Raw genomic sequence first — 18,786 nt, 5'->3', positions numbered from 1 at the left:
TAAGTGAAAGAAAAATAAGGGTAAAATCCGGCTTAACCAAGATTTCACGGAGAACCGCAACGAAAAGAGAAAACGCCGGCCTTCCGAGCATAAAAACGCTGTAGTGCATCAATCCAGCAAATCCTGCCGGAAGATCTTTTCCATCATAGCGAACAGTTCGGGATGATTTTTATGGAATAGCTCGGGTTGCTTGAAAAAGTACTCACTGGCTACACTGAAAAACTCGGCTTCATTGGTCGCCCCGTAGGGATTGATATCCGAGTCGTTGTTCTTGATCTCCCGGATCTCTTCGTGGATCTCCTTGAGCCAGGGGATGGCAAAGGGGCGCTCGATCAATACCTCCGGAATGCCGTCCGTGGCGCCGTCCGCTTTGTCGAGCAAATGCACGAATTCGTGAATGCCGACATTCTTCTTGCTGTTTTCCTGTTCAAAGCCGGCGTGCAGCGCTTTGCGGGAAAGGATCATCATCCGCTGCATGGCGCCGGTGCCGACCATGCCGAGGATATCGCGCTCCTTGCCCTCGGTCTGGTAGTCGTGGTTGAAGGTTCCCTCGTACAGCAGCACCTCGTTCAGATTATGATAGCGCCAGCCGGGAAAACCAAAAAGCGGGATCACCGCACTGGCTGCTACCAGCAGGCGGTCGGTATCGTCAAGGGTAATTTCCACGCCCGTGATGTCTACATCTTTGAAGAATTGTTGGATGGCCCGTTCAAAACGTTGCTGTTCGGCCTCGGTCAGGTCCCGGTAGAAGGCCACTTTTTTTCGCAGAATGTCCCGCCAGGCCGGAGGGAATTGCCCCAGGTCGGTTTTTGGTTTTCGAAAGAACATCCACCAGGTCAGTAGGATAAGGAAAAGAACTAAAACGATGATCAGGAGATCCGGTCTCATAGGCGATTGTTGTGTGAGCGCTACCAAAAGTATGCGGTCTTAAAAGTACCGCATTTCTCCGGATTTTGTTCACACCCTGCGACCTCGGTCGTCGTTTATCTTTTTCGCCATTTTCGCGCGCTGTAAACCATGGCGAATTCCAGAAAATGATACCGTACGGTCTGGTCCTGAAACAAACTTCTGGTCTGGTCTGCATAGAATTCCGAAGTGTACTGCAGCGCTTCGATCCGGAAGGGAGCGAAGTTGAAATAATAGTTGAGCCGCAGCTGCAGACCAGAGAGTTGTTTTTGCGACAGCACGATGCCACCGCCCAGTTTTATCCCCGCCTGTATGTCCCGTGCACGATCGCCGGATGCATTATCCCCGACCTGTTTCAATTGAAAGGAGGTGATGGGGAATCCCAGTTCGAGAAATGAATTGTGATAGCGGGTAAAATGCCGAAAAACAGGCGTGAGCTGGTGGTTGTCGTAATTCAGTTCCACATTGCCGGTCGTGGCGTTGAAACCTTTCAGATAGGCACTTTTGTATTGATAACCGAGTCCCAGTTCCGCTCTGCCGTTGACGGCGTAGTTGACTGCCAGGCCGAGCGATGGCACCCGTCGGATGACGGGATATTTGGTTTTCAGGCCGAGTACATAGGTCCGGGTATCGTCGAAACCCTCATCCGCCAATAGCTCTTTGACGGTATTGGCCGGATCAACGAGGGGCATCCCCATGGACAGCTCAAAAGATAGGGAGTGGGAAAAGTGGGGCCGGTGATCGTACTGGAGCAGCATGATCTCCGAGCGGGCAATGGTAATGGGTGTTGCTTCCCGGTCAATTTTGAAAACTACTTCCTGCCGGGTACGGCTCAGGATCTCTCCTTCCAGTCGGTTCCCGTTCTTCAGGATCGCCAGGTCCTGGCCAAAAGAGAGCTGAAAAATGCCCAGCAATACTACCGAAAATACGAATCGCGTAAACATGCTCCCGGGTTTGGGTGTGGAAAAGTTATGCAACTGGTCACACACCGGATTAAACCATCCATTCAGGAGCAGGCTGTTGTCAACCAGTGTACGGATCATTGCATTATCCGGACGAATTCACTCCTGAATTTTACGCGTCGGGAAAGGCAGCCCACACCATTTCCGGTGAGTGGCATCTTTCCGTACGCCCATTTAAGTTAGCGGGAAAAATGGTTGGGGAGCAATGATTTTTGGCAGGTTCAGGGGTGCGAAAAGTATAGGGGGAAAAGCAGTCGGGGTTCAAGACCCTTTTCCAGCGGATCTATCACCTGCGTTTGACTATTTTTCCCCCTTTTTGGTTACCCGGATCAGGCTTCCAGAAACTGGCGCAGTACATACTGCAGAATACCGCCGTGTTTGACGTATTCTATTTCAATCTGTGAATCCAGGCGGGTGATCACCTTAAAGGAGACGACATTACCGTCCTCTTTGGTGGCTGTAACGTCGAGTTCCTTGCCCGGCGTGAGTCCGCTTTCGATGCCCTTGATGCTGATGGTTTCCTTTCCGGACAATCCCAGGGAGGTCGCATTTTCTCCCGCGGCAAATTCCAGCGGCAATACGCCCAGTCCCACCAGATTAGACCGGTGAATACGTTCGTAGGAACTGGCAATAACGGCTTTTACTCCCAGCAGTTGGGTGCCTTTCGCCGCCCAGTCGCGGGAAGAACCGGAACCGTACTCACTACCGGCGATCACGACCAGCGGCGTTTTGCTTTCCAGGTATTTCATAGCGGCCTCGTACACCGGCATTTCCTTGTTCTCGGGGAAATAATTGGTGTAACCACCCTGCCGTCCGGCGATCTGGTTATTGATACGCACGTTGGCAAAGGTACCCCGCATCATCACCTCGTGGTTACCCCTTCTCGAACCGTAGGAGTTGAACATATTGCGTTCTACCCCATTGGACCGCAGGTATTTTCCGGCCGGACTGTCTTCCGAGAAAGAACCCGCCGGGGAGATGTGGTCGGTTGTGACCGAATCGCCCAGTTTCAACAGTACCCGGGCGTTTTCGATATTTTCGAGCGGTTCGGGCGTTTCACTGATATCTTTGAAAAAGGGAATTTCTTTAATATAGGTGGAATCCTCCCGCCATTCGTAGTCCAGGCCGGTGGGCGCTTCCAGGTTTTGCCACTGTTCCTCGCCGTCGAAGATCACGGCGTATTCTTTGGCATAATCCGCTTTGGTAGTCGCCATTTCGATGGCCTGCTGGATCTCCTCCTGGCTGGGCCAGATATCTTTCAGGTAAACTTCCTGACCATTGGCGTCGATCGTCAGCGGATCTTCCAGCAGGTTGATGTCGACCCGGCCGGCGATGGCGTAGGCCACGACTAGCATCGGGGAGGCGAGAAAGTTCATCTGGATCTTCGGGTGGATCCTGGCTTCGAAATTCCGGTTACCACTCAGCACGGAGGCTACCACCAGTTCACTTTTATCGATCGCTTCTTCGATGTGCGGCGGCAGCGGACCGGAATTACCAATGCAGGTGGTGCAACCGTAGCCCACTACGTGAAACTTCAGTGCTTCCAGGTCTTTCAGCAGGCCGGCTCTTTCCAGGTAGTTGGTCACCACCTTGGAGCCCGGGGCCAGGGAGGTCTTTACCCAGGGTTTAACGTCGATCCCTTTGGCAATGGCTTTTCGGGCTACCAGACCGGCACCCAGCATTACGGAGGGATTGGACGTATTCGTACAGGAAGTGATGGCCGCCACTACGATGGAACCGTCACTCAGCACATATTCCTGATTTCCCCGGCGCAGATGAACCGACCGGAGGCTTTTTTCGTCGACCATGACTTCGACATCCTCGCCCTGATCCTGCGGTCGCAGATCTTTGGTGCGGGCGGTGCCCGATCCACCTTCGGCGTACCAGGTTTCCCGTTCTTCGATAGAGATATAATCCCGGCCGTGCACCTCCTTCAGCAAATGCCCGAACTGGTCGCGCAGGTCCTTCACCAGGATCTTATCCTGCGGGCGTTTGGGGCCGGAAACGGAAGGTTCCAGCTCGGAGAGGTCCACTTTCAGTACGTTGGAGTATTCGATATCTTCGTTGCCGGTTCTCCACAGCAGGTTGGCTTTACAGTATTGCTCCACCAGATCGAGTTGTTCGGCATCGCGGTTGGTTTTTTCCATATACCGGATGGTCTGGTCGTCGATCGGGAAATAAGTGACCGTACAGCCGAATTCCGGCGACATATTCGAGATGGTGGCCCGGTCGGGGACCGAGAGGTTGTCCAGTCCGTCTCCGAATACTTCCACAAAATCTCCTACCACGCCGTAGGCGCGCAGTTGTTTGGTGATCTCCAGTACCATATCGGTGGCCGTGATACCCTCGGGCAATTTACCGGTCAGCTCGAGGCCAATGACTTTCGGACTAGAAAAATAGATCGGTTGCCCCAACAGTGCGGCTTCCGCTTCGATACCGCCGACGCCCCAGCCGACCACACCGATCCCGTTGACCATCGGGGTGTGCGAGTCCGTACCTACCAGGGTATCGGGGAAGGCCCAGCCGTCGCGGGCAACTACCCCCTTGGCGAGGTATTCCAGGTTTACCTGGTGGCAGATCCCCATACCGGGAGGCACCACTGTGAAATCCTTGAAGGCTTTTTGGGCCCATTTCAGTACCTCGTACCTTTCCCGGTTGCGCTGGTATTCAAATTCCACGTTCTTTTTGTAAGCATAGTCGGTCCCGAAAAAATCGACCTGTACGGAGTGGTCGATCACCAGATCGACGGGTACTTTGGGATTGATCTTTGATCCGTCCTTGCCTTTGCGGATGGCTTCGGAACGGATGGCCGCGATATCCACCACCGCGGGGACGCCGGTAAAATCCTGCATCAGTACCCGCGCCGGTTTGTAGGGAACGGAATTTTCACTTCCCTGCGGGTTCCAGTTGATCAGCGTATCGATATGCTCATCGGTGACCAGGAAGTTGTCGTAGTTACGCAACGCATTTTCCAGCAGGATACGAATGGAAAAGGGGAGCTTTTTGATCTGGGGGTGTTTTTCCGCTACTTTTTCGAGGCTGATAATGTCGAACTTTCCTTTTTGGGTGCTAAGGGAGCTTTTGAATGATTCCATCATGGTTTAGAATGTCTTTCTTTAACAAATGTGGTATACTCGATGCAAAGTGGTCTGGTAATTTCCAAACCGCCAGGGTCAGTATATTTCGAAGAATGAATACGGGCGGGTAAAGACCTGTCAGTATTTCGGTGTGAGTTTCAATAAAACTACAAAAAATACCGATATGTGCGATCACTCCCTAATAGAGAAACCATTTCCCGGAACAATTATTTCCCGGTGGCCGATAAAGTACCGAAGGGCGGCCGGTTTTCTCCAAACCTGACCGCCCTTCGGTAATATGACCAGCCGTTTCCTCTTTTGCAGTTCGGGCTGGATCGATGCTAATATTGGTGGGATCCTTTACTCTTCCCGGGCCATGCGCAGCGCCTGGGTCGTGGTGTAATATTTGGCCAGCATATTGGGCACTTCCCAGTCCGGTAATTTACCGTCGATCAGGTAACCCAGATATTTTTCGGTTACCTGGGCGAAATGGGCTTCGTGTCCTACCTTATACTTTTCGGGGATCTGTACCCGCCATTTGCCGGCTTCCATTTTTTCAAAGGTCACCCCGGGATAGGATTTTCCGATGATATTGCTGAGGGCGGCCGGCAAGGTTTTTTCCAGATCAGAATCAGCTTCTACCGCTTCGATGTAAAGAACGGGTTGGTAGTTTTCGGCTTCGCCCTGACGGATCACCAGATCGGCCTTGGTACCTCGCATGATCGAAAAGTGCGTATCGCCCGTGCCTTCCGGCGCCTGGTAGTTCCAAATGACGGAGATCTTAGCGCAAACGCCTTTGATCCGGTAGATCATCTCCCCGTTGGAATAGGGCAGCACTTTGCCGTCTTCCACGGGAATGTTATCGGGGATCTGCTCGAGGTGGGTCACGGTTTTGAATTGTTCCTCCGTGAGAGGTGTCGGCCAGCGTTTGGCGGAGATCATTTCTATATCGCCCGGATAGCTGATGACTTCTTCCGGGAAGCATTCCCACTGGATCAGGTCCACCAGGTGCGTACTGATATCCACCAGTCCTTCACCCTGTTGTTTACTGTCGAAAAACCAGGGTGGCCGTTTCAGCACATTCCCCGATACGTATTTGAAAAAGTGATGCACACTTTCCTTGGTGATGGCCGGATTTTCCGGAGTGCCTTTTTCCAGTTCGCCGAAAACGGAAGGGATCTGCGACAGCGCCTTCTGCAACATGGTCGTGATCTCGTGGCGCTCGGTCATGATGTCGTACAGCAGCACGCCGTTCTCATCCGCAATTTTGAAGGATTCTTCCAGTAGGGAGAAGTCTTCCGGGGTGATTACCATCGGCTTGTCGGCCAGCACGTTCAGCCCGGCTTCAACGGAGGCGTGAATATATTCGGTTTTGGCTTCATTGTTGCCGGATATGACCACTACATTGCCCTTCTTTTCCCGGATCATCTTCTGCTGAAAATCGCTGCCCTGATAGACCACCTCGTTCCAGCTCGTGGGGGATTCTGCCCGCTCGTTGTAATTGCCGACGCGGTTGAGGTGATCTTGCGCATCCGGACCTTCCGGTGCGTAGACGTACACATTGGAATCCACCTGCTCGTACATACTTTTCTGGACCAGGGCCGCGTGAAAGTGCCCGGGATCGAGGGTAATGATCTTGACCTCACCGGCCGCACCGGTGAACCCTTCGGGAGCTTCGGCTTCTTCGGTAGTCGAAGTGATACCGCAAGCCAGTAAGAATAGCATGGACATGAGGCAAAGGAGTGGTTTATGCATGTTTTCTGATTTTGATTGTTTAGCTGTCAGGTGCCGGGTGCCTCCTGTGGGTCTATGGGAAGGAAGCCTGCTGCCCGGTCGGACGGTCTTTAGGATTGTAGGTCGTATTTTCCTAAAGACGAATTTCCCGGATCACTCACTGATCGGGCGGATAAATTTAGGGGAATTTACCGGCATCATCCGCTGGAAAGCCTATTTTTCGAAAAAGCGATTTGACAATACCGGCCTATTGCCGGATTAACCAACTACTTACAAGCCTATGTCACGATTTACCAACTTATTGGCAAGTATACTTTTCCTGGGCCTGTTCACCGGCCAGATATCCTGTTCAGCCCCGCAGCCTTCCCCGCCGAATATCGTGCTCATCATGGCCGATGATATCGGTATTTCCGATTTCGGTTGTTACGGCGGGGAGATCAATACGCCAAATATCGACCGGCTGGCCGAGGGTGGTATGCGATTCACCACTTTCTACAATATGGCCAAATGCAATCCGACCCGCTCCTCCCTGCTCACCGGATTGTACAAGGGTGGAGTAGGGGCCGTCCATCTGGCGCAACTCACCAAACAGGCCGGCTACCACAATATCATGAGCGGCAAGGAACATTTCGATAATTGGGTGCCGGACTATTGCAAAGCGGAAAACGTATTCGATCACTCTTTTTATTTCTGGGCCACCACGGAGTACTTCCGCCCGCCCTCGGGAGAATACGAGCGTCCTTTTTATCTGGAGGGGCAGGAACTCAGCGCGGACGAGATCGCGTACGAACAGGCACCCATGTACAAAACGGACTTCATTACGGACTATGCTGTCAACTGGCTGGAAGAAGCCTTCGCAGAAAAACCGGATGATCCCTTTTTCCTCTATTTGCCCTACCACGCGGCGCATTACCCACTGCAGGCCCGACCCGAAGATATCGCCAAATATCGCGGTACTTACCGCAAAGGCTGGGATCAACTCCGGGACGAACGCTTCGCCCGCATGCAGGAAATGGGCGTACTCCCACCGAATACTACCCTGAGTGCCCCGGAAGGGAATCTCAATAAATTCCGGGGACCGCTCATCCCGGATTATACTGACTACCACCCCTGGGACAGCTTTAGTGCCGAGCAACACGATTCCCTCGACCTGGAAATGGCCGTCTTCGCCGCTATGATTGACCGCATGGATCAGAATATCGGCCGGGTACTGGATCAACTGGAAGCCGCCGGTAAAATGGACAATACCCTGGTCCTGTTTTTGGTAGATAATGGTTCCTGTCCTTATTATTCGAATAAGATCCCCGATGTACGGCCGGGGCCAGCCGATTCGTACTGGTGTTTGCGCTCCAGTTGGGCCAATCTGGGCAATACGCCCTACCGCCAGTACAAGCAGTTCGGCCACGAGGGCGGTAGCCATACCCCTTTTATTGCCTACTGGCCGGGAGTGATCGAGCCGAACAGTATTACCCACCAGCCGGGGCATGTAGTGGATATGGCACCGACCTTCCTGGAAGTGCTCGGCGAGTCCTATCCGGATACTGTAAACGGACACGCGACCATCCCCCTGCACGGCCGCTCTCTGCTGCCGATATTCAAAGGGGAGGAGCGGACCGAGCCGGAATATTTTATCTCCGGAATGGAAAAATTCCGGATGTTCCGGAGTGGAACCTATAAGATCGTTCGGGTCAATGGCGGCGACTGGGAGTTATACAACATCCGGGAAGATCCCAGTGAAACGAAAAATATGGCGGCCACGATGCCGGATAAAGTACAGGAACTGGCCGGGCAGTACGAAACCGTCAGCCGGGAAAAAATGAAGTGATAGGATCGTGGCTATGCGATCAGTCAAAAAAATAAAGCAAAATGAAACGGGATCTCAACAAGCGGATGACCGGTAAAACCGGAATTTTATTAGCCATACTCGGACTTCTCACCGCGCTTCACTGTGCGGCGCCGACCCAAAGCCAGGTGTCCGACTGGCCCGGATACCTGGAGGAAGATCCGGCGGTGGAGGTCCGGACGTTTAGTCTGCATAACCGCAATCAGTTGCCGATCCCGGATGGAAAAAGCAGTTACCACCAGCAGGGCATGCAGCGCCTGGCCGACGGCGGCTGGGCGGTGAGCGGCAGTGACGAGGAATACGGCTATCTGTACTTTACGGATGCCGAGGGCACCATCCACACCAAGTTTACCGTACCGACGGATCTCAATCTCAGCGGCAGCGCCGCGGACCTGAAATACAACCATCCGGGCGGCTTCCAGATCATCGGCAATGTGTTGGCAGTGGGTATTGAAAATACGGACCTCCGCAAGGAATCCTACGCCCGCGTGGTACTGCTGGATATATCCGATCCGCGGGCACCGCAGCATTTGCCTCATCTGGACATCGTACGGGAGGCGGAGGCCGGCAAGATCATGAGTGCCGGGGCCGTCGGCATTACCGAACTGGAAGATGCCTATCTGATCACCGTCGGCAACTGGGATTCCCGGCGTTTCGATTTTTACCGGACCAGCAGTAAAGACCTGCAGGATCCCGCAACCCGGGTTTCGGCCTGTCTGGGGAGCTGGATACCCGGCGAAGACGGCAATTCTTACCAAAATTTCAATCTCTATGTCAACTCGGCTGAAGCGCTATACGGCGTAGGCCTGTACTCCGTAGATCGCACCCGGCACTGGGCGGACTTTTTCCGACTGGACATTTCTGATTGGGAAAACATCCGGCATCAGGGGAAGCGGGCCGTGGAATATCGCGGCGGTGAAGAAGAGGCGCGCTTCGTACACGCGGCGGGCTCCCGTCTGGACCCGGCGACTTCCCGCCTGGAAGTATTCTCTACCGAAGCCCACGCCCACGACGGAGTGGTGCGCTGTAATGTGTGGTCGGACAAGCAATAGGCGGACCCCGATATTCCGGTGATAGGGTGTTTTAGGAAACCCCAGACTGAATTTCAACTTCTACCGGCTTTTTCCTAAATTACCGAAAGAAATTCACACCTAAAACACAAGTATTATGAGAAACCAAATCATCGGCACGCTCGTGGCCGCACTGATCCTCTTCTTCTGGCAGTTCCTGTCCTGGGGACTGATCGGTATCCACGGAAACGAAATGAGCTATACGCCCAAGCAGGATTCCATCATTCAGTTCCTGTCCCAAAATCTGGAAGAAGGTTCCTATTATCTGCCAACCATCCGGCCGGGAGCCACGGCCGAAGAAATGGAGGCGGCCATGACCGAGGCGGTCGGTAAACCCTGGGCCATGGTCAGCTACCACGATGCTCTGGAATACAATATGGGACTCAATCTGATCCGTGGTTTTTTCATCGATGTGATCGCCGCTTTTCTGTTGATCTGGATATTGCTGAAATTTGAAAATCTGACTTTCTCCCTCGCCGTTATGACGTCCCTGGCGGTCGGTTTTATCGGCTATCTGGCTTTTCCCTATCTGAATAGTGTCTGGTTTGCAAGTGATTCCTTTCCCTACCTGATCGATGCAGTTGTCCAGTGGGGACTGGTGGGCGGCTGGCTGGGCTGGTACCTGACCAAAAGATAAAGCGGAACGAAAATGAGGTAGTGCGTGTTGTCTGGTTTTAACCCGGGGAGCTATGGTGAAACAGGGATCGAAAGCGGTATCCGGAAAAACGTGTTCCGGCAACCGGATCGACTCCCCATAAACGATAGCCCCTGAACTCCGGACGCCAACGCATTACTCATCTTTAAAATGAATTCATGAAAACAATCGGACTGATCGGTGGCATTAGCTGGGAATCCTCCGCTGTCTATTACGAACTGATCAACCAGCGTACCAAGGCCCTGCTGGGCGGCTTCCATTCCTCGAAGTGTTTACTGTGGTCGGTAGACTTTGCCGAAGTAGAAAAATTACAAATGGAAGACAACTGGGCGGCGCTCGACAATATGCTGGTCGATATCGGCCAACGTCTCGAAAAGGCCGGCGCGGAACTTATTCTCATCTGCGCCAACACCATGCACCTTTGCGCGCCCGCCATGCGGGAACATCTCTCTATTCCGATCCTGCACATTGCCGAAGTGACCGCAGCGGAGATCCGCCGGCAGGGGCTGAATTCGGTCGGCTTGTTGGGTACCCGTTTCACGATGGAAAAGGATTTTTTTCGGAATATTCTGGAAGAGAACGGAATTGAGGTGCTGATCCCCACCGATGAGGACCGGCGCGAAGTACACCGGATCATTTACGAAGAACTCGTTCAGGGCAAGATCCTGGAAGGCTCCCGGCAAACTTATCAGCGGGTCATCCAACGGCTGGGTGACCGGGGAGCGCAGGGCGTTATCCTGGGTTGTACGGAGATCCCCCTGCTCATCGCCGATGATGATGTGGACCTGCCGACCTTTAACACCACCCGCCTGCACGCAGACCGCGCGGTGGACGAAGCGCTGAAAACGGATTAAACTAACATGGTTTGGGAAGGCCGATTCGTACCCGCTTTCCATACCGTCTTTCCTTTTAGATGATCAGACGGACCCCGCCCAGTTCGTGGATCCGGTAGGGGAAATCATCTCCCGGGGAGCCGATAAACATAAAATTGATCGGAATATTCCACTTTTTGGAAAGTTCCCGGATCAGTTTCGGGCCGAAGGTGCCTTCGATCTCAATAAATTCAATATCAATTTCGGGATACTCCCGGTCGAGGACTTCGATGTCCGACTGGAGTCGTTTGGGCGTACTTTCCCCTTTCTCCATGACGGAAACGATCTTCAGCTTCCGGGTATGTTCATTGCGGGTGATGTACAACATGACCTGATTGAGCACCGCTACATCGTCGTGAATAGTGAAAAAGACAAACTCCTGGGCATTAATTTCATCGATCACACGCAGGATCCGCTGGTTGGAGCTATCTACGAGACGCTGCACGGGTTTGAACAAATACTTGATCAGTTCGAGCAGTAGCCGCAACAGGCGGGTACGGTTAAGCATGATGGCTACCAGCAGAAAGGCCGGTATGAAATATTCGAGGAAGACCCCCAGATAAGGTGGATTCAGGATCGCGTTACCAATAATTGCAACGATGACGGCCCCTACCGCCAGGAAAATAGCCAGGGGCGAGGCGCGTTCCGGGCGGGGAAGTCTTTTGCGTTTAAGCTTGAGTAATACATTTCCCAGCCCAAACAGGACCATTACCAGCAGAAAGGAAATGGTATAAACGCCGGCCAGCGCCGCCAGTTCTCCCCGGGTGATCAGCAGGATAGATACGCAAAGCAGGAAGAACATGATCACGATCCGGTAGGGGGCTCCGCGCCGGTTGCGTTCCAGCAGGAAATTGGGCAGAATGCGATCGAGAGTCATCCGTTCCAGCAATCCGCTAACGCCCACGTAGGCTGTAAGTACGGCTCCGCTCAGTACCAGTGCGGCATCCACTGAGATCAGTGTGCCCAGCCAGCTACCGCTGGCCTGATTACCCAGAAAAGCGAGCAGGGCCTCCTGGTTGTCGGCCACCGCACTGACGGGAATAATAGACAGCGCCAGAAAGGCCATCAATGGATTGAAAATACTGACCACGATCCACATATTGCGGAGGGTCTTCGGAAAGACGCCTTCCGCCTGTTCTTCCACAAAGTTGGCGGAACTCTCGAAGCCGGATATGCCCAGCATGGCCGCAGCAAATCCGAAAAATAGCGCTTCCTGGATCCCACCCTTTACCGGAAGCTGATAATTGGCCATCAGCGTGCCAAATCCGTGCCGGACCAAAAAGATCCCACAGAATAAGGAAAGCAGAACAAGGGAAAAGAGGTGGAAGATAAAAATCCCGGTCGCGACCTTGGACGATTCTCCGATCCCCATGATGCTGAGGCCCATAAATATGGCCAGCAGGATCATCGTGGCTACCACCACGGGCAGCAGATGCCAGATACTGTGTACATAGTGCATGGCCTCACTGGCCGAGATCACGGCCGTAGCCATGTAGGACAGGAGGGTCAGCGTAGCGGCCAGAGATGCGGTGGTTTTGCTGGTTGTATTCAGCAGGGCATTGTAGGCACCGCCGTTTAGCGGCAGGGCTCCTACCACTTCTCCGTAGATCTTTCGGAACAGGAACAGGACCCCCGCTACGATCAGCAGGGCTAACCAGGCGTACTGTTGGGCGTAAATAATGGCCAAAGCGGAAACGTACAAACAGGAAGAACTGATGTCGTTGCCGCAGATGGCCGTTGCTGATAATTCATCAAGTTTGGTTTGTGGCTTCAAAACGTTCGGTTTTCAGCTCTATCCGGCCAGGCTGATCAGGCGTTGCACCTTTTCTTCCTTAAGCACGGCATCGGCTTCCCGGAAGAGTTTCTTTTTGGTTGTTTTGTAATCTTCGGTGAACTGCCCGATCAGGTGTTCGAGGCTGCCGTGTTCCCGGCGAAAGGCTTTTTCTTTCCTTTCGGTTCTGGCCAGCAGCAGCGTTTTTAGATGAGATTCGTGTTCCCGGATGTTATCTTCGATGGTTCTGAGATCGTTTTTCAGGCTGAGTAGCCCCTGAGTGAGCCGCGTTGTCTCGGGATGGCGCTCTTCATCCATAAAATACAGCAGGTGGTTGCGCACCAGTTTACGCATGAATTTAAGCTCTTCTTTCCAAAAAGCAGTCTCGGAGAGCCAGAATTGGCTCCGGCGGTGTAGTTCTTCTACGGGAGTGTATTCCCAGTAACCCATTACTAATGAAGCATTTTCAGTTTTCATGGTGTGTAAATTTGGTTGGATAATCGATGAACAGGCTTCGGAAAAGAGTTTCCGAAGGAGTCTTAATTTAATAACAAAAAGTGGGGGTGTTTGTGACCTGGGTCGCCGAAAAAAGTGATAAATGTCAGTAATTAGGTGGGAAGAGCAGGGAAAGGAAGGAAGGGTGGGGAAAAGAATAAGGAATGTGGAAGTCAGATTTCCCACATTCCTCAGGTCAAAGGCTTATTCTACGGCCATGCCGACTACCGCATCGGGCAAATCCGTGATGGTCTGTACCGGGAATAACTGGCCATTGTAGCGGCGGGAAAGCACGCTGATGGAGTTGTCCCGTGCATTGAGCACGTACAGGAAGGTAGAATTGGGGCTCATATCCATATCGATGGGTCCGTCACCGGTTACGCCCGTGACACCGTCGGCGTTCAGGAGGTGCAGGTCGCCATCATCGTCGATGCGATAACCGGTCACACTGTTGCTGCCGGTATTACTGGCGTAGGCAAATTCACCGTTACTGGTCACCACCACCCAGCAGGCCGCCGTTTGATTCGTGGCCTCGGGACCGTCGATCAGGTCCACTGTACCGCCGGCGCCCAGGCTGTAAGAACTTACCGTACTCGCATTTTCGTTGCCGCCGAAAGCTTCGGAAACAATGAGATCACCGGCCGGACTGAACTCAAATCCAAATGGCGTCAGTCCCGCCGACGGATAGGATGTACCCGCACCGGCTTTTCCGGATCCATCTACGGCATAAGTCGTGATCATATTGGTCGCTTTTTCGGTGACCACGAGTTGATCTCCGGCTGTATTAAAGGAGATCTGGGCCGGGCCGGCCGCGCTGCTGCTCAGCGCCTGGTCGGAGAATGGGATGTGGTTCAGTCCGCCCAGGCCGAGTTTGAAACCGCTGATGTTGCCGGTGCCGCCGGCATTGAGTACATAAATGAGGTTATCGTGTACGGCGATACTGATCGGCATGGTTCCGTGGGAGCTCGTTTTGTCAACAAATTTGAGCGTTTTGCCCACGATACGCAGCACGCTGATGGTGTTGCTGCCCGCATTACAGGCGTAGACGTATTCGCCGTCGCTCACGATGGAGCCCTGGGAGCCCAGGCCGCCGCCGCTACCTTGTCCGTGGGTGGCTACTTTCAGTGGTCCGTTCAGAGTGCCGTTCGGTCGCCGGTTAAAGACCAGCACATTATTGCTGCCGGGATCATTGTCCATGACGTAAACGGAGCCGGTACCGTCACCAGGAAAGCGGAAGGCATTGACGGATTCGTCGGTTATTTCCTGGGTGATCCGGGTGTTGTCTACTTCCAGTCTTTCGGTGAAGTTTTCTTTGTTACAGCTGCTTAGCGCGAATAGAGCCACAAAAATGGCCGTGAATAATCTTACTTCAGAATTCATGATTCAGGTTTTTTTGGTTGTTAATTCTGAAGCAAAGTTGTGGGTTAAATCCGCGGCGGGCATCACGATATTTTCACGATTGTGTACAGAATGATCACAAAAGTATATACAGACCGGATGTAATATGATAGGCGGTCGGCAAGAGCAGCTCACCGGCATTGAAAAACAATGAACAATGTAGGCCCGTATCCGTTAGCTTTCCACAAGTTCAACACCATAAAACAATTTAACCGACCGGGATCTGGACCGCATCATAGAAATGGCCTGGGAAGACCGGACGCCCTTTGCCGCAATCGAGTACCAGTTTGGCTTTCCGGAAAAGGAAGTGGTCCAACTCATGCGCAAAAGTCTGAAAGAAAGCAGCTTTAAAATGTGGCGAAAACGCGTACACAGCGGAGTGAGTAAAAAACATCTGAAGAAAAGGAATCCGGAGATCAAACGGTTCAAATCTACCCGGCAAAAGCATATTTCCAACAATAAGATCAGTAAAAGATAGCATGGCGTGTGGTGGAGAAAAGCATAATATTGAATTAACCGCCCTGTCAAAGGGAATGACTATTTTGTGATATCATTCTTCACCCTTTCAATTTTATTCCGTGCGAATCCTACCTTATCTGTTCCTGCTTTTATCTTTTTGCGCCTGTCGGGAAACCGGCGATGACCTAAGCCGGGCCATGAGTCCCGCCGCCATGACGGACGGACGCCGCGTGGATCTGCCCAACGGCTGGTCATTGAGCCCGGTCGGCCGCTCCCTTCCCCTGGGGGATTTTCCACTCAATATGGTGGTTAGTGCGGAAAGCCGTCGAATGGCGGTCACCAACAACGGACAAAGCATCCACAGCCTCCAGTGGATCGATCTGGAAAACGAAACCCTGCTCGATACGCTGGAGATCCCCGCCGGCTGGATGGGACTGGCCCTGAACAGCAGCGGAGACCGGCTGTACGCTTCGGCCGGGGAACAGAACAAGGTGTGGATCATCGATATCCGGGAAGACCGGCTGGTGCTGAGTGACTCCCTGCTCTTGGGTGACCCCTGGCCCCGGGATACCATTTCCGTAGCGGGCATGAGCCTGGACGAAAGTCGGAACCGTCTGTACGTGGTCACTAAGCGGGATAGTGCCCTCTATACCTTCGATCTGGAGCGGGGCGAACTGGACCGGCGCGTAGACCTGCCGGCCGCCGCCTACACCTGTGTGTATGATCCGGACGGGGACCGACTCTATATTTCCCTCTGGGACGGCGGCGCGGTAGCCGTGATGGATACCGACCAACTGGATCTGTTGGAAACCATTCCGGTAGGCTATCATCCCAATGAACTACTGGTGCATCCCGAGGGCGATCGCCTGTTCGTAGCCTGCGCGGATGAAAATGCGGTTGCCGTAATTGATCTGGAAAATAACACTGTTATAGAACAACTCAACTGTGCACTTTATCCCGATGCGCCCACCGGTAGCACCACCAATAGCCTGGCCATCAGCGAGGACGGGGAGTTCCTGTTTGCGGCCAATGCGGACAACAATTGCCTGGCCGTATTTGAGGTAGAAGATCCCGGCAATTCCCGTTCTATGGGATTTATTCCTACGGGCTGGTATCCGACGGTGGTTCGCACGGCTGCCGACCGGATCTGGGTGGCCAACGGTAAAGGATTCACCTCCAAACCCAATCCGAAAGGTCCGAACCCCTACGAAAGCCGGACGGAAGAAACCGAATATATCGCCAGCCTCTTCCCTGGTACTTTATCCATCTTTGCCATGCCGGGCCCCGATTCACTCAACTACTATACCGATCTGGTGTACGGAAATACGCCTTACACCAAAGAGAAGGAAGCCCTGGCGGAAGGAGATCCGAACGGCCCGATCCCGAGAAGGGTAGGGGAGCCCAGCCCGATCAAGTACGTATTTTATGTGATCAAGGAAAACCGGACCTACGATCAGATCTTTGGAGACATTCCGGAGGGGAACGGAGATCCCTCGCTGTGTCTGTTTCCGGATAGTGTCAGTCCCAATCACCACGCCCTGGCCAATTCCTTCGTTTTGCTGGATAACTTCTATGTGGATGCGGAAGTGAGTGCCGACGGGCACAACTGGTCGATGGGCGCCTACGCTACGGACTATACCGAAAAGATCTGGCCTACCTCCTACGGAGGTCGCGGCGGTACCTACGATTTTGAAGGGCAGCGGGAGATCAGTTATCCCAAGGCGGGTTACATCTGGGACTATTGCAAAAGAGCCGATATCAGCTATCGCACCTACGGGGAGTTCGCCAATCTCAACGAAGCCTACATGAAATCCCTGGAAGGACATACCGGGAAGGATTTTCCCGGGTATAATCTTTCCATAAAGGATACGCTGCGATTCAACCGCTGGCGGGCTGATTTTGACTCCCTGCTGGCGGCGGATGCCGTACCTCGCTTCAATACGATCCGGTTTGGGAACGATCATACGGCCGGGGCGCGCCGGGGACTACCCACTCCGGCCGCGATGGTAGCGGACAACGATCTGGCGGTAGGCCTGCTGGTCGATTACATTTCCCATAGCCCGATCTGGCAAGAATCGGCCATCTTCATAGTGGAAGATGACGCGCAAAACGGACCGGATCACGTAGACGCCCACCGTTCGGTACTCATGGTGGCCAGTCCGTATACCCGGCGAAATGCTGTGGTGTCGAGTATGTATTCCACCGCTTCGGTGCTGCGCACGATAGAACTGATCCTGGGATTACCGCCGATGAGCCAGTACGATGCGGCCGCTACACCGCTGTACGCCTGTTTTCAGCAAAACGCCGATCTGACCCCTTATAATCATCTGGACAACCGGATCGATCTCAATACCCTCAATACCGCGGATAACCGGCTCTCCCAACGTTCCTGGGAACTCAATCTCGATAAAGAAGATCAGGCCCCGGACCTGCTGTTCAGTGAGATCATCTGGAAAACGGTTCGCGGCGAGGATGCGGTGATGCCGGCCCCGAAGCGCGGGGCTTTCATCCGCGTTGGCGAAGAAGAGGAGGAGGAAGGTGAATAAATTCCTGTAGCGTAAGGGAGAGTTAGACTTTCTAAGTTTCGAAAAAACTTAGAAAGTCTTGTAAGAAAGTCCCGTAGCCAATTACCGGATCACCACCGGAATATAAAAGCCTTTGATCTTGCTGTCAAAAGCGACCGTACCGGGTTGGAACTGAATAATATCCTTGGAGGTAAATTGTTTGGGAACTTTGGCCGGTATATACCGGTAGCGGAAGAGGAGAGTTAGACTTTCTAAGTTTTCGAAACCTACGGTATGCACACAAATGTGCCAATAGTTCTTTGACAAGATTGCTATCTTTCCCAAATGGGAAAGCGATTAGATAGTAAACTAGGAGACAAACGTCTAGAGAAGGGCTTTGAAGCCTTACTCAGTAGTATGTTGATACATTATTCGGTAATACTGCGCCAATTAGCCACTGGTCGAGGGGAAGAAGTACAATTGGGGCGATTTGTAAATAACCCTAAAATCACCTCTAAGGGCCTGGTAGATCATTGCTGCGAGCAGCTTGGAGTTAATGTAAAAGGTCGCCCAGTATTGGTGATCAACGATACTTCCACAATTTCATTTGCTCCCAATGCTCGACGTGAGGAGCTAGGATTTGTAGGCCCAAATAGTACCAAAAGTGGTTTTGATGTCCATCCGGCGATTGTATTAGATGGTGAAAATGGAGCCTGCTATGGCTTGGGCGGCATCTCGATCTACAAGACAGAATTTGCTCGCACCCAGCAAGAACAGGCCGACCAGGCTCAGAGACGTCGCGATAAATGGAAGACCCCCTTTGAGGAAAAGGAGCGCTATAAATGGTTTGATGCGCCTCGCCAGGCTATTGCCAATTATGCTGATGCGGCCAGTTATACCTTGATAGGAGATCGCGAAGCGGATATCTACGATCTGATGGGGTTGGGCCTGCAACAGCAGTGGGATTTTGTGTATCGTAGCCGAACGAATCGATTATTAAGTACTCCTTCCCATGGCCAGACTAAGTTATATCAAGCCAT

15 protein-coding genes are annotated in these 18,786 nt (G+C 52.9%); 7 read left to right on the top strand and 8 right to left on the bottom strand.

Annotated elements, in window-relative coordinates:
- Positions 1-108 precede the first annotated feature (108 nt).
- The 4 genes from CRP01_RS39140 to CRP01_RS39125 all read right to left on the bottom strand — a co-directional run bounded on the left by CRP01_RS39140 (position 109) and on the right by CRP01_RS39125 (position 6,700).
- On the bottom strand, positions 109-888 hold the full coding sequence (locus tag CRP01_RS39140) for a M90 family metallopeptidase (protein ID WP_099155559.1): 780 nt from the start codon (positions 886-888) through the stop codon (positions 109-111).
- 95 nt (positions 889-983) lie between these two features.
- The gene (locus CRP01_RS39135; RefSeq protein ID WP_143473738.1) at positions 984-1,850 is read right to left on the bottom strand and encodes a hypothetical protein; all 867 of its coding nucleotides are present in this window, start codon (positions 1,848-1,850) and stop codon (positions 984-986) included.
- A gap of 347 nt (positions 1,851-2,197) precedes the next feature.
- On the bottom strand, positions 2,198-4,966 hold the full coding sequence (acnA, locus tag CRP01_RS39130; protein WP_222845930.1) for an aconitate hydratase AcnA: 2,769 nt from the start codon (positions 4,964-4,966) through the stop codon (positions 2,198-2,200).
- Positions 4,967-5,305: 339 nt separating this feature from the next.
- The gene (locus tag CRP01_RS39125; RefSeq protein ID WP_099155557.1) at positions 5,306-6,700 is read right to left on the bottom strand and encodes a putative oxidoreductase C-terminal domain-containing protein; all 1,395 of its coding nucleotides are present in this window, start codon (positions 6,698-6,700) and stop codon (positions 5,306-5,308) included.
- A 259-nt stretch (positions 6,701-6,959) separates the two neighbouring features.
- On the opposite strand from CRP01_RS39125, the gene CRP01_RS39115 reads away from it, so the two are divergent.
- The 4 genes from CRP01_RS39115 (at position 6,960) to CRP01_RS39100 (ending at position 11,101) form a co-directional block, all read left to right on the top strand.
- Complete coding sequence (locus tag CRP01_RS39115) at positions 6,960-8,504, top strand: sulfatase-like hydrolase/transferase (RefSeq protein ID WP_099155555.1); 1,545 nt, start codon at positions 6,960-6,962, stop codon at positions 8,502-8,504.
- A 41-nt stretch (positions 8,505-8,545) separates the two neighbouring features.
- Entirely contained in the window at positions 8,546-9,574 is a 1,029-nt protein-coding gene (locus tag CRP01_RS39110; RefSeq protein WP_099155554.1) for a hypothetical protein, read from the top strand.
- Between the two features lie 115 nt (positions 9,575-9,689).
- On the top strand, positions 9,690-10,229 hold the full coding sequence (locus CRP01_RS39105) for a hypothetical protein (RefSeq protein WP_099155553.1): 540 nt from the start codon (positions 9,690-9,692) through the stop codon (positions 10,227-10,229).
- Positions 10,230-10,405: 176 nt separating this feature from the next.
- The gene (locus tag CRP01_RS39100) at positions 10,406-11,101 is read left to right on the top strand and encodes an aspartate/glutamate racemase family protein (protein ID WP_099155552.1); all 696 of its coding nucleotides are present in this window, start codon (positions 10,406-10,408) and stop codon (positions 11,099-11,101) included.
- A gap of 55 nt (positions 11,102-11,156) precedes the next feature.
- Here CRP01_RS39100 and CRP01_RS39095 read toward each other — a convergent pair whose 3' ends face one another.
- The 3 genes from CRP01_RS39095 to CRP01_RS39085 all read right to left on the bottom strand — a co-directional run bounded on the left by CRP01_RS39095 (position 11,157) and on the right by CRP01_RS39085 (position 14,765).
- Positions 11,157-12,893 (bottom strand): APC family permease, encoded by a 1,737-nt coding sequence (locus CRP01_RS39095; RefSeq protein ID WP_099155551.1) that lies wholly within the window; start codon positions 12,891-12,893, stop codon positions 11,157-11,159.
- An 18-nt stretch (positions 12,894-12,911) separates the two neighbouring features.
- Positions 12,912-13,367 carry a hypothetical protein gene (locus tag CRP01_RS39090; RefSeq protein WP_143473737.1) on the bottom strand — a complete coding sequence of 152 codons (456 nt, stop codon included), beginning with the start codon at positions 13,365-13,367 and terminating at the stop codon, positions 12,912-12,914.
- A 222-nt stretch (positions 13,368-13,589) separates the two neighbouring features.
- A complete protein-coding gene (locus CRP01_RS39085; RefSeq protein ID WP_099155549.1) occupies positions 13,590-14,765 on the bottom strand; it encodes a lactonase family protein in 1,176 nt (391 codons plus the stop codon).
- 259 nt (positions 14,766-15,024) lie between these two features.
- On the opposite strand from CRP01_RS39085, the gene CRP01_RS39080 reads away from it, so the two are divergent.
- Both CRP01_RS39080 and CRP01_RS39075 read left to right on the top strand, forming a co-directional pair.
- Entirely contained in the window at positions 15,025-15,261 is a 237-nt protein-coding gene (locus CRP01_RS39080; RefSeq protein ID WP_099155548.1) for a TIGR03643 family protein, read from the top strand.
- 100 nt (positions 15,262-15,361) lie between these two features.
- Positions 15,362-17,788 carry a bifunctional YncE family protein/alkaline phosphatase family protein gene (locus CRP01_RS39075; RefSeq protein ID WP_233752835.1) on the top strand — a complete coding sequence of 809 codons (2,427 nt, stop codon included), beginning with the start codon at positions 15,362-15,364 and terminating at the stop codon, positions 17,786-17,788.
- 81 nt (positions 17,789-17,869) lie between these two features.
- On the opposite strand, the gene CRP01_RS42065 is transcribed toward CRP01_RS39075, so the two are convergent.
- Positions 17,870-18,073, bottom strand: a complete 204-nt coding sequence (locus CRP01_RS42065) for a hypothetical protein (RefSeq protein ID WP_143473736.1) — start codon at positions 18,071-18,073, stop codon at positions 17,870-17,872.
- Positions 18,074-18,091: 18 nt separating this feature from the next.
- On the opposite strand from CRP01_RS42065, the gene CRP01_RS39070 reads away from it, so the two are divergent.
- Positions 18,092-18,786 (top strand): hypothetical protein (locus CRP01_RS39070; RefSeq protein WP_222845929.1); only part of this gene is annotated, 695 nt, incomplete at its 3' end.

The organism is Flavilitoribacter nigricans DSM 23189 = NBRC 102662, assembly GCF_002646595.1.
GTDB lineage: Bacteria > Bacteroidota > Bacteroidia > Chitinophagales > Saprospiraceae > Flavilitoribacter > Flavilitoribacter nigricans.
The sequence above is the reverse complement of the archived record's forward strand: the minus strand, read 5'-3'. Positions and strand labels throughout refer to the sequence as shown.